General features: G+C 60.2%; 12 protein-coding genes. 4 read left to right on the top strand and 8 right to left on the bottom strand.

From position 1 onward, the window contains the following. Window positions 1-35 precede the first annotated feature (35 nt). Window positions 36-1034, top strand: a complete 999-nt coding sequence (locus tag FFM53_RS17800) for an ABC transporter permease (protein WP_017961842.1) — start codon at window positions 36-38, stop codon at window positions 1032-1034. A 60-nt stretch (window positions 1035-1094) separates the two neighbouring features. On the opposite strand, the gene FFM53_RS17795 is transcribed toward FFM53_RS17800, so the two are convergent. The 6 genes from FFM53_RS17795 to FFM53_RS17770 all read right to left on the bottom strand — a co-directional run bounded on the left by FFM53_RS17795 (window position 1095) and on the right by FFM53_RS17770 (window position 6856). Continuing rightward, window positions 1095-2144, bottom strand: a complete 1050-nt coding sequence (locus tag FFM53_RS17795; RefSeq protein WP_138386738.1) for an ABC transporter ATP-binding protein — start codon at window positions 2142-2144, stop codon at window positions 1095-1097. Window positions 2145-2157: 13 nt separating this feature from the next. Next, window positions 2158-3000, bottom strand: coding sequence for a carbohydrate ABC transporter permease (locus tag FFM53_RS17790; RefSeq protein WP_138330124.1), 843 nt, complete (start codon window positions 2998-3000; stop codon window positions 2158-2160). Continuing rightward, entirely contained in the window at window positions 2997-3920 is a 924-nt protein-coding gene (locus FFM53_RS17785; protein ID WP_138330122.1) for a carbohydrate ABC transporter permease, read from the bottom strand. Before FFM53_RS17785 ends, FFM53_RS17790 begins: the two co-directional genes overlap by 4 nt. 8 nt (window positions 3921-3928) lie before the next feature. Then, window positions 3929-5176 (bottom strand): ABC transporter substrate-binding protein, encoded by a 1248-nt coding sequence (locus FFM53_RS17780; RefSeq protein ID WP_138330121.1) that lies wholly within the window; start codon window positions 5174-5176, stop codon window positions 3929-3931. Window positions 5177-5309: 133 nt separating this feature from the next. After that, complete coding sequence (locus FFM53_RS17775; RefSeq protein WP_138330119.1) at window positions 5310-6101, bottom strand: SDR family NAD(P)-dependent oxidoreductase; 792 nt, start codon at window positions 6099-6101, stop codon at window positions 5310-5312. After that, window positions 6098-6856, bottom strand: a complete 759-nt coding sequence (locus FFM53_RS17770; protein WP_138386737.1) for a FadR/GntR family transcriptional regulator — start codon at window positions 6854-6856, stop codon at window positions 6098-6100. Before FFM53_RS17770 ends, FFM53_RS17775 begins: the two co-directional genes overlap by 4 nt. A 160-nt stretch (window positions 6857-7016) precedes the next feature. On the opposite strand from FFM53_RS17770, the gene FFM53_RS17765 reads away from it, so the two are divergent. Genes FFM53_RS17765 through FFM53_RS17755 form a run of 3 tightly spaced genes read left to right on the top strand, consistent with a single transcriptional unit; the run spans window position 7017 to window position 9422 of the window. Further along, window positions 7017-8162, top strand: coding sequence for a mandelate racemase/muconate lactonizing enzyme family protein (locus FFM53_RS17765; protein WP_138386736.1), 1146 nt, complete (start codon window positions 7017-7019; stop codon window positions 8160-8162). 58 nt (window positions 8163-8220) lie between these two features. Continuing rightward, window positions 8221-9087, top strand: a complete 867-nt coding sequence (locus FFM53_RS17760) for a DUF6772 family protein (protein WP_138330663.1) — start codon at window positions 8221-8223, stop codon at window positions 9085-9087. Continuing rightward, the gene (locus FFM53_RS17755; RefSeq protein WP_138386735.1) at window positions 9087-9422 is read left to right on the top strand and encodes a hypothetical protein; all 336 of its coding nucleotides are present in this window, start codon (window positions 9087-9089) and stop codon (window positions 9420-9422) included. The genes FFM53_RS17760 and FFM53_RS17755 overlap by 1 nt, the downstream gene beginning before the upstream one ends. A 41-nt stretch (window positions 9423-9463) precedes the next feature. On the opposite strand, the gene FFM53_RS17750 is transcribed toward FFM53_RS17755, so the two are convergent. Together FFM53_RS17750 and FFM53_RS17745 are read right to left on the bottom strand one after the other, a co-directional pair. Continuing rightward, a complete protein-coding gene (locus FFM53_RS17750) occupies window positions 9464-10858 on the bottom strand; it encodes an FAD-dependent oxidoreductase (protein WP_138386734.1) in 1395 nt (464 codons plus the stop codon). 20 nt (window positions 10859-10878) lie between these two features. Further along, complete coding sequence (locus FFM53_RS17745; RefSeq protein ID WP_138386733.1) at window positions 10879-11682, bottom strand: SDR family NAD(P)-dependent oxidoreductase; 804 nt, start codon at window positions 11680-11682, stop codon at window positions 10879-10881. Window positions 11683-11852 lie beyond the last annotated feature (170 nt).

Genomic DNA, 11852 nt, shown 5'->3' with positions numbered 1-11852 from the left:
GCTATCCGTTGCAACAGGAAGGAAGAAGGTCGACGATGGCGATTACACTTGACCAAACGATCGGACAGAAGCAACGGAGCTGGCTTGCAACGATCATGAGCGGCCAGACATTCTGGGTGCTGATTGCAGTCATTCTAGCCTGCATTTTTCTGTCGATGGCCACGGACTCCTTTGCGACGGCGAAGAACATCTACAACATCACCCGCAACGTCACCTTCGTCGCAATTATCGCGCTGGGCATGACGCTGGTCATCATCACCGGCGGCATCGATTTGTCCGTTGGCTCCGTACTTTGCCTGTGCAGCATGGTGCTGGCGGTCGTTATGCATGCGGGATACAGTATTGAAGTAGGCATCGCCGCCTCGATCGGTACGGCTCTGTTGGTCGGAGCTTTCAACGGCGTCTTGATTGCCTATCTCGGCTTCCCACCTTTCGTCGTCACGCTCGGGATGCTGTCGATTGCGCGCAGCCTTGCGATGGTTGCATCGAACAACACTGTGGTTTTTGAGTTCGGACCTGATCACGACAAACTATTGGCGCTGGGTGGCGGCGCCTGGGTTTTTGGCATCGCCAATCCAGTGCTTTACATGGTCGTGCTGGCACTCATTACCGGTTTCGTGCTGCGCTGGACCAAGTTCGGCCGCTATGTCTTTGCGATCGGCGGCAATGAGCACGCCGCGACATTGACAGGCGTTCCCGTGCCGAGGATCAAGGTCATCGTCTATATGATTTCTGCCCTCTCGGCGGGGGTTGCCGGCATCATTCAAACCGGTTGGCTCGGCGCCGTCACCACAAATATCGGCGCCGGGATGGAACTTCAGGTCATTGCCGCTGCGGTTATCGGCGGCGCCAATCTGGCCGGCGGCGTCGGCACCGCCTTTGGAGCCTTGGTCGGCGCCGCACTCATCGAAATCATCCGCAACAGTCTTGGCCTGCTTGGCATCAACGCGTTCTGGCAGGGCTGCTTTATCGGTGGGGCAATCGTGCTCGCCGTCCTTTTCGACCGACTTCGCAACTTGCGGCAGGGCGAGTAGACGAACCCCGCTCTTAAGAGATTTCTGCGGCTCGCGCCCTCGCCAGGAGCGGCCGTACGTTCAAGCAGTCCGGCCTTGTTCAGTCCGCTTTATTGTTTGCCCGTTGCCATTGAAAAGGTGCACCTTCGAGCCATCGGCGGTGAGCCCTATTTGGATTCCCGCCTTCATGTCACCACCGTCGTGCAGGACGAGGCAATCATGCCCAGCCGGCAGCTTGACGTGAAGCAGTGTTACCGCCCCGGTATATTCACAAAGCCCGACGGTTCCGCGCAGCGTCCCCTCTCGAGGCTCCACGACGCTCAGATGCTCCGGCCTTATCCCGATGGTCTCGACGGCGGTATCCGCTGCCGTTGCGCCTGTCAGCAAAGGCGCGATATCCGAAGGCAGCAGATTCATTTTTGGGCTTCCGATGAATTGCGCCACGAAGATATTTGCCGGCCGCTCGTATAATTCCCGGGGGGAGCCGACCTGCTCGACACGGCCATCGCGCAGAACGACGATCTTGTCAGCGAGCGTCATCGCCTCGATCTGGTCATGCGTTACATAGATCATCGTCGTGGAGAGCCGCTTGTGCAGTGCGGCGATTTCAGAGCGCATGTGCACGCGCAACTCTGCATCGAGGTTCGACAGCGGTTCGTCAAACAGGAAGACATCGGGATTTCCGACGATGGCGCGGCCGATCGCGACGCGCTGCCGCTGACCGCCGGAAAGCTCACGGGGGTAGCGATCGAGCAATGCTTCGAGCTTCAGCGTGGCGCTTGCTTCATCGACGCGCTTCTGACGCTCCTGTGCCGGAACTTTGCGGACCTTCAGCCCGAAGCCCATATTGTCCCTGACGGTCAGGTGCGGATAGAGGGCATAGGATTGGAAGACCATGGCAACACCACGTTTCGAAGCCGGCACTTCGTTGACCACCCGGCCGCCAATCGCAAGTTCACCGCCGCTGAGATATTCCAGCCCCGAAATCAGCCGCAGCAAGGTGGACTTGCCACAGCCTGACGGACCGACGAATACGACGAACTCGCCCGGATCGATCCTGAGATCGACGCCGCGGATGACCTCGACGGCGCCGAAGCGTTTCTCGATGCCTTTAAGCGATACACTGCTCATGAACGAAAATTCCTCATCCCTTCACGCCCGATAGCGCAAAACTTTCGATGATCTGCCGCTGGGCGATCAGATAGACGATCAGGATCGGCACCACGGCAAGGCTGGTAGCGGCAAGCTGGAGGTTCCACAGCGGTAAGCCGTAGCTGTCGTTGAAGTTCGACAAGGCCAAAGGCAGCGTGAACATGTCGAGCGAGCTCAGAAAGATTAGCGGCTCCAGGAACAGGTTCCACGAGAACAGAAAGGTGATGATGGAAACCGCAGCCAGGGCCGGACGCGCCATCGGCAGCGCTATCTTCCACCAAACGCCGAAGCGTGAGAGCCCGTCCATCTTGCCGGCTTCTTCCAGTTCCTTGGGCAGGGCCAGGAAATACTGGCGCATCAGGAACGTTGCCATCACCCCATGAGGGCCGAAGGTGGGCAGCAGGATCAGCGGCCAGTGAGTATCCACCAATCCAAACCAACGCATCAGGAAGAAGTTCGGAATGATCGTCACCTCCTCCGGCACCATGAGCGCCGAGATCAGAAAAAGCATCAGCAGCCCGGCACCGGCAAACCGCATGCGCGCCAGCGCATAGCCGGCCAGGGACGAGATGACGAGGGTGAGCGCCGTCACCACGATCGCGATGTAAAGCGAGTTGAAATACTGCCGCGCGAACGGCTGGTATGTGAACACTTCGACGAAATTCTGCCAGCGCCAGACGCGCGGAATAAGCGTCGGCGCGCCGAATATCTCGGTCACGCTCTTGAAGCCCGCAGACACCATCCAAACGAATGGGAAAACAAAAGGAATGGCGGCGATCAAGAGTGCGATCGTCCAGCACGTGCGGTAGAGGATCTGGACTTGGCGCTGGGTCACTCCGATCCCTTTCTCCGCAGCATCACCTGTACCAGGGTCAGCGCCATGATCATCACGAACATGATCATCGCGAGCGCCGAGGCATAGCCGACATTGAAGAACTTGAAGCCCTGCTGGTAAATGTAGAAGGCAAGCACCAGCGTGCCGTTTTCCGGGCCGCCGCCGGTCATCTGGTATATGTGATCGAAGACCTTGAAAGAGCCGATTGTCGTGATGACCATGATGACGAGCGTGGTCGGCGCCAGCAACGGCCAGGTGATCATGCTGAAGATCTGCCGGCGTGAGGCGCCCTCCAAGCGCGCTGCCTCTTCATAGTCCCGCGGGATCGCCTGCAGCGCCGCAATGTAGAGGATCATGTTGAGGCCGACCATCTTGATGACGCGGGTGACGATGACCGCCGCCATGGCCCAGCTCGGTTCACGCAGCCAGTTTGGACCGGTGATCCCGACCAGCGCCAGCACCTGGTTGATGAAACCGCCTTCCCCCTGCAGCAGAAATTTCCATACGATCGCCCAGGCGATGGCCGAGGTGATGACAGGGGCGAAAAATACCGTGCGAAAGAACACGACCCCGAAGAACGGCCGGGAAAGGGCGAGCGCCAAGGCGAGCGCGAGCGCCATGTTGAGCGGCACGAGACCGATCGCGAAAATAACCGAATTGCGTACCACAAGCCAAAAGTCAGGGTTTTCGAGCAGCGCATTCTGAAAATTGGCAAGGCCTACGAAGGTGGCCTGCTGGCTGAGCAGGTTCCATTCGGTCATTGAATAATAGACCACTGCGCAGAGCGGACCGAGGAAGAAGAGAAGGAAGCCGATGAAGGTGGGACTGACGAACAGCCACGCCTCCATCATCTCTCTCATCTTCAACGTCAGCCAGGTCTTATGGCCGGTTCGAATGGAGTTATGAACGGTATCGGCCATCGTTCTGATCAAAGCAGCGGCTGGATTGCCGCGCAGATGCCCTTGATGGCGGCATCGACATCGGCATCCGGCTTCCACAGGGCATCGACGCGAGGCGCCATGGCGGCAAGGATCTGGGGCGCTTTTTCGTTGGCCGAGACCACCCGGCCCTTTTCTATCGCGGCAGCCACATTCTTCATCATCTCGGGCGGCACGAGCTTGTTGCCGTTGATGAAGGCATCGGCCTGCAGAACGCTCTTGCGGGCCGGCGGGAAGAACTGCGCCATGGTGGCGACATTTTCCTTGTTGGTCATATGCGCTACGAATTCCGCGGCGATTTCCGTATTCTTGCCTTGGGCGAACACAACAAGACCGGCCTGGCCGATAACGGGTGACTCACCACCGGGGCCGGTGGGCAATGGTGCGATGCCCCACTTGAAGCCGGCTTCCGCCATCTTCGAAGCACGGGAAATCTGGTTGACCGTCATCGCCGAATTGCCGGAGAAGTAATCGCCCTGTTCGCCCGGCGGAACGATGGACTTGTCCTTGAAGACCATGTCATGCAGCTGCTTGACCGCCTTGACCGCTTCGGGCTTGTCGAAGCCGCATTCCTTGTTCGACCAGATATCGCCACCATAGGCGCGGATTGGCGGCAGAAGGGCATGGGTCATGCGAGAGGCATAGCCTTCGCCATCCTTGAACTCGAAGCCCCATTTGCCGGGATTGGCTTGCGCGAGCTTCTTGGAGACTTCCTGGAACTTGTCCATGTTCCATTCGCCCTTGGCGGCAAGCGTCAGCGGGTCTTCGAGCCCAGCTTTGTCGAACATGTCCTTGTTGTAGTAGATCATGAAAGGCGAGGTGGAGAACGGAATGCCGTACACCGTTTCGTCCTTCTGCCAGAGGCCCATGGCCGGCTTCGAGAAATCGTCGAAATCATAGCCTTCCGCCGCCTTGAGCGTCGGGCCGAGATCCTTCAGAAGATTGGCGTTTTCGAAAGCCGGCGCGGCATCCTCCATCATCCAGGCTATGTCGGGAGCATTGCCGCCGGCGATCTGGAAGGTCAGTTTCTGCGTGTAGTCGTTGACCGGCACGGTCTCGAACTTCACATTGACGTCGGGATGTGTGGCTTTGAAGCTCTCCGCAATGCCATTCAGCATCTTCAGATGAGCCTCGCTCCCGGTCCAGACCGTCATGCGGAGATCCGTCGCGAAGACGGCAGACGTCGATATGCACAATGTCAACGCGGATGCTGCGATACCTGCTAATGCGGCCTTCATGGTTTCCTCCCTTTTTGGTCGTCGGCAGTCAGCCTTCACCGACTGAATGCAAACGGCATTCGCCTGGAATTTTGGCTGCAAGCTGCGGCGGATGGTTCCGCCGCATGATCTCGAAAACCTTGCCGCAGGCCGCTCACCCGGCAGCGTGCGGAAGGCTCCCGGGCGCGTCTCCGATCGACCATCCTCCGTCGACCGGAATATTTGCACCCGTAATGTAGCTGGCAGCATCGCTGCACAAAAAAACAAACGCCCCAACCAGGTCCTGCGGCTGGCCCGGCCTGCCCACAGGGATCTTGGCGGCAACCGCTTCGCGGAACGCCGGGTCGCCGTAGCGCGCGGCATTGGCTTCGATCTCGATCGCACCCGGCGAAACCACATTCAGCGTGACGCCGCGATGGCCGGTTTCGCGCGCAATCGACCTGATCGCAGTCAACTGCGCCGCCTTGAGCGACGCATAAACAACCGTTTCCGCCCGCGGCCGCACCGCCATGACACTGCCTGTGGCGACGACCCTGCCCCAGCCCCGCTCGGCCATCGGTGGAACCAGCTTTGCCGTCAGCGTCAGCAGCGCCGAGAAATTCGATGCCACATGGGCGTTGACATGCGCCTCATCCAATTCCTGCCAGGGCCGCCGATGTTCGATGGCGGCATTGGCAATGAGGATATCGATCGGGCCGTATGTTTTGAGCACTTCATCGGCAAAAGCCCGCGTCGCACGCCCGTCGGTGAAGTCTGCTTCCAGTACCGGCGCTGTGCCGCCTGTCGCCCGGACGACCTCGCTCGCGCCCGTCTCATTACCGAAATGATGCAGGATCAGTTCCGCTCCATGCTCCGCAAGGCCAAGCGCAACAGCCCGGCCGATGCCGGAACTGGCACCGGTTACCAGCACGCGCCGGCCTTTCAGTGAGAAGCGCGCGGCGCTCATCGCTCGGCATCTTTCAACTTGTCGGCCACCTCGAGCGAGGCAATGTCGGCAGCTTCGAAATGCTCCCGGATTTTTTGCTCGGCGAGGTCGGCATTACCAACTGCAATTGCGTCGTAGATCGCCTGATGCCGGTCAATCGTTGCCCGCCAGTCAGCGTCGCTGCGATTGGCGCGACGTGAAAACAATTCCGACACCTCGCGCTGCACGGAACGCATGCTCTCCATGTGCACGCGGATCATGTAATTGCCAGTCGTCACGGCAAGGCCAAGGTGAAACAGGATATCGGCGGCGGTAAAGCCGGAAGGCTCCTGCACGGAAGCCAGCATGCCCGCCAAGCCCTGCCGCATGATCTCCAGACCTTCCGGATCGCGACGTTCGGCGGCGAGCCGGGCAATTCCCGTCTCGACGACGCGGCGCATTTCATTGGCTTCGCGCAGCCGCTTGAGACTGGAACGCACCGCGTAGCCGTAGATTTTGTCCATCGAGTCGCCGCTAAGCGCCTTGGCGCGGGCAACCTTGCCTTGTTGGGTGAAGATCAACCCGGCTGCCGTCAGCTGGCGAAGCGCCTCACGGGCAATCGGCTTCGAGACACCGAACTCCCTGGCGATCTCCCCTTCGGGCGGCAACGGCTCGCCAGGCGAGATGCGCCCATCAAAGAGCGCGGCGGCAATCGCATCGGACACCCCATCCGCCAACCGCGAAGGGTTCGGCGGCTTGGAGGTGAAAACGGGTTTCCTTTCGGGAATTTCGGTCATTTCGATCCTCATATTCACAAAGCTAACATGCAGTTTCCAACTTAGCAACTAGGTTTATCAGTTGCCAAGTCACCAACATCTAGCTAGGAATAACAGACGCGCCCCAAAGCAGCGAGCAAAATCAAGAGCAGCGAGCAAAACATTGGGAACGAAAGAGCCGATGGATTCTGTGCAACATTCTGCCGGACAGGCGATCCTCATTTCAGATGTCATCGCCCATCCGCTCAACCAGACGTTGCCCAAACCGACCGTCACGTCCTGGGGCACCTATCACAAGGTCTCGATGCTTCTCGTCGAGGTGCGCACCGATGCCGGCATCGTCGGCGTCGGTGAGGTGCTGGCCCGGTTTTCGCCCAAGGCCTATGCGGAACTGATCGAAACCTCTTTAAAACCACGGCTGATCGGACAGGACGCACGCAACATCGGCGCGCTCTGGCAATCCATGCGGCGCTCGCTGTCAGGCCGGGCCGGCGGCATGCTGATCGAGGCGATCGCTGGCGTCGACATTGCGCTGTGGGACATCATGGGCAAGGCCGCGGGCATGCCGATCGCCAAGCTGCTTGGCGGCATCGGCCGGGAAACGATCGACGTCTATGCCGCCGCCGTAAACTGGGTCGACGATGCTGAGGCGGATCGCGAATTGGAGCGCTATATCGGTGAGGGATTCCCGCGCATCAAAGTCAAGATGGCCAATCCCGTCAAGGAAGCCTGCCGGCGTATCGAACGGCTGCGCAAACGCGCAGGCGACGATATCGAGCTCTGTGTCGACGCCAACTGGGCCTATGATCTGGACCAGGCGATCGAAGTCGGCAGGGCACTTTCGGCCAACGGTTACTTCTGGTTCGAGGAGCCGCTGGCGCCGGAAATCGAGCAAGGCTACGAAGAACTGCGCAAGCGCTGCGGCGTACCGCTCGCAGCCGGAGAGAGCAACTTTACCGCCGATCAGGCGCAGCGTCTCGTCGCCAACCGCACCCTTTCAATCCTGCAGCCAGATATCGCCCGTGCCGGCGGCATATCCGAAACACGGCGCATGGCCGACTATGCCGCCCTTCATGATGTGGCCTACGCCCCGCATATCGGCATGTCCGGCATTATCTGCGAGACGGCCAGCGCGCATCTTGCGGCCGCCCTTCCGAATTTCCGGGTGATGGAATGCGAATGCGATCTTAGCCCCTTCAAGCGCGACCTGGCCGATCTGGCGCCAGGCTGCCTGCGCCAGAAGAATGGCCAGCTCGACGTGCCGACACGGCCGGGTCTCGGCATCGAAATCGATTGGGAAGCCGTCAAACGGCTCCGCATACAGTGAGGTCAACGCCACAATGACGACATCAGCCCCCTCTTCCACAGCCGACATGATGGAAGCCATGAGGCTCGGCATGCTTCGCGCGGATCCGGCGCTCAGCCGTTTCGATCCTCTGCCGCGTATCCTGTCCTTTGACGATTTTTCGCGCGGGCATTGCGGCTGGTCACAGTTGGTCGGCAATTACGAGGACAGCCTCGACGTCATGCTGCCGGGCTTTGCCCAGCACTCGAGCGCCATGCTCTCAACGCTCGGACATTGGGATGCAGGATCCCACGGCGGCATGGATTCGTCCTATGCGCTAAAGATCGCCACGAAGGCAAAACCGGGTGCCCAGAACGTTGCAATCAAGCGTCACACCTTCCGCAAGCGCGGGCCGATCCGTTTCGAGATTTTTTTCACGTTCAAGCCGGAGGCGACGGAACTGAAACTATCGGAAACCGACGTGCGATCGATCGGCTTCCTGTTCGACCTGCAATGCGGCGATCGGGACGGAGACGGCGAGCGGGTTATGCCACATCTGCGCTTTCTCAATGCACTCGACGGCAAGCACCTGCAGAAATGGCAGTACAAACGTGAGACCACGGTCTTCACCGCCATTGGCCGGGAAGACAAGACCGTAAGCCACTATCACCTGGCGCCCGAGGGCTGGCTGGACCTGCCGGATGGTGAACAACGGCTCTGCTACAATGAGATCCCGACGAAGGTGAACTGGAGCTATATGCGTTTCGATTTCGACCTCGCCTCCATGAAGGCCACCGGCTTGCAGTGCAACGACCGGAATTTCGACGTATCCGGCTTCGAGTCGATCCGGATTCCGGCGATGAAAAATCTCTGGTGCATGCTGAACTTCTGCCTGTTCGCCGAGACAGATGTCGCCAAGCGCGCGTTTCTCTACGTCGATTCCATCTGTATTTCAGGGGATTTTTGATGCTTCCCGAAAACATCACGGCGGTGATAACCCGCAATGAGTGCTGGAGCGGCGACGCCGCGAGCGAACCCTATGAGGCCGGCTGGGCGCATGAAGCCGTGTTCTTTATTCGGGCATTGAAGCCCCCCGTCGGCGCTGCACCCAAGGGCTGGGTGGAAATCTCGCCTGACGGCATGCACTGGGTTCGAGAAGGAACGGAATTCGCCATGCCCAGCGAACAGGACGGCGTTGCCGTGGCCCGGCTCAACGCCTTCGGCAATTGGCTGCGCGTTGCAACCCACTTTGCCGATGGCGCCGAATGCACCGTGCTGGTGACCCTTCATCTGAAGGCTTGATTTGAGAAACGCGGGTATCGCTTCCCCGCTTTCTCCTTCCGTCAACCAAGATAGGCACCCTGGGCCAAAAGTTCCCTACGCAAATCCGCATAGTCGACATGCCGCGGGCTGGCCCTGTTGCCGACCGAAAGTGCTGCGGCAACACCGGCCGCCTGGCCGAGCGCAAAACAGGGCGGCATGACGCGAATGGCGCTGAGCGCCTCATGCGTCGCCGAGACCGCGCGGCCGGACACCAACAGGCCCTCATGAACGCGCGGCAGCATGACCCGGTAAGGTATCTGGTAGATATTGGCGGCATCGAGCCCCGCGCCACCGGTACCACCGCCCGAGCCTGTGGGGTCGTGAATATCGAGCGGATAGCCGCACAACGCCACGACATCTTCGAAGGCGCGGCCGGAATGCAAATCTTGCAGCGTCAATTCGTAGGCGCCGTCGATCCGTCGGGTTTCCCGCACGCCGATCTGGGTTGCCGTGTCCCGCAGTTCCACCTGTTCGAAGCCGGGCAGATTGCCGCGAAAGAAATCGAGCAGCGCCACGGTCTGCTCCCGGCCTTCGACCTCGGCAAGCGAGAGCTCAAGGGCGTCAGCCCCATTGCGGCGCAACACGCGGCCGGTATTGATGCGCCAGACGCCCGGTTCCATGGTCCTGTAAAGGCCGATGCCGCGGCGAGGCGCGGGAAAGCGGCCCTCTGCCGTCGCCTTGGCGACGATCGAGGCGAAAGGCCGAAAATCCTGCGGATGCGCGCGAATATAATCCTCCACCACCTGGTCATCGACGTTCTGCACGCGGAAGAACAGCGTCTGCGGCTGGGAAAGGCCGTCGCTTTCCCGCCCCTGACGGGTATGGACGCCGGCATAATGGGCGACATCGCCGCCAGCCGAGCAATCGACGACGACCTTGGCACGAACGCTCCTCAGCCCACCCTTGCCGGCGCAAACAACACCGAGCACCCGGGGATTGTCCGCATCATGGTCATCGACGATGGCATCAACGACCATGGTGTGCAGCAACAATTCCACGCCCGCCTCGACGCACATGCGCTGCGCCGCGACCTTCGCCGCCTCAGGCTGGAAAGGGGTCACCTTGTCGTGGCCGTAGACGATGAAGCCGCAATAGGCCGAACCTGCCGGGATCGTACTCGGATGCAACGCGCCGCCGAGCGCGATCATCCGCTGAACGAATTCTTCGTAGATGCCGCGGATCAGTTGCTGGCTGCCGTCGAGCGAATAGGAGGTCATGCAGGGGCCGACGAGGCCCGCCGTGAGATTGCCACCAAGGAAGCCGTAGCGCTCCACAAGGCGTACCCGCACGCCAAGACGTGCCGCCGCCACCGCGGCCGATAATCCCGATGGTCCGCCCCCGATGACGAGTACATCGACATCATCGAGTTCGGGAATATCGGCCGAATAGGCGTAACGGCGAGCTGTCTGATGCATAGTTTTATCCCCTCCCCGGCCTAGCGGAACATCGATCCGCCATCGACATCGAGCGCGGCACCGTAGGTAAAGCTGGCTGCATCCGAGCACAGGAACATGATTGCAGCCGCCATATCCTCCGGCCGCCCCATGCGCCGCATCGGCAGATTGCCGGCGATGCGGTCCTTCAGTGACTGGTCGATATGGGAGTGCATCGGGGAATCCGTCGGCCCGGGGTTCAGCGCGTTGATGCGGATCTTCTTGCCCGCAAGTTCCCGCGCCACCGACTTGACCATCGACAGGGTCCCGGCTTTCGATGCCGCATAGGCGGTATCGGCAATCAGCCCGCCGCCGCCATGCACGCCAGCATCCGAGGCGATACAGACGATGTTGCCGCCATCGGGATTGTCGAGCATGCGTTTGACCGCCGCCTGTACGACGAAGAAGGGGCCGAGCAGATTGACATCGAGCACGCGGTGCCAATGCGCCCGATCCTGCTCGAATATACGCTTGGCTGTGATGATCGCCGCACACGTCACGACGTTATCGAGACGCGCGAGATTGGCGTCGCAATAATCGAAGGCCTTGTCGATGCTCTCCTGATCGCTGACATCCACCGTCACGGTGTGAACAGCCGCGCCGCCGTTGCGCAGCTCCGCACCGTAGCGCTTCAGCCCCGCCTCATCACGATCGGCCATGACGACTTCCGCGCCCTTGCTGGCGAAGGCCCTTGCAGTTTCAAGACCCATTCCGCTCGCGGCGCCCGTGATAAGGACGCTTCGGCCCGCAAAACTACTGTCGGAAAAAGTGGCGTAAGCTCGAGACATCGTCGCAGCGTCCTTCATTAACGGCAGGCCCAACAACCAGTCAGCAGGCTCGCGCTCTGTTAGTAACGTAGAAACTATGTTATATAGTTGTAAAGCGCAATGTGGAGGCGATACACCGTCTGGAAAACAGAGTTTCGCGTGGCAAATACTCAGGACGGCGGGAGACGGCGGGAGCAAACCGTTGATCG

It is taken from the genome of Rhizobium indicum (assembly GCF_005862305.2).
In the GTDB taxonomy this organism is placed as follows: Bacteria; Pseudomonadota; Alphaproteobacteria; order Rhizobiales; family Rhizobiaceae; genus Rhizobium; species Rhizobium indicum.
Note: the sequence above shows the minus strand (reverse complement) of the source record. Positions and strands in the feature narration are given on the sequence as shown.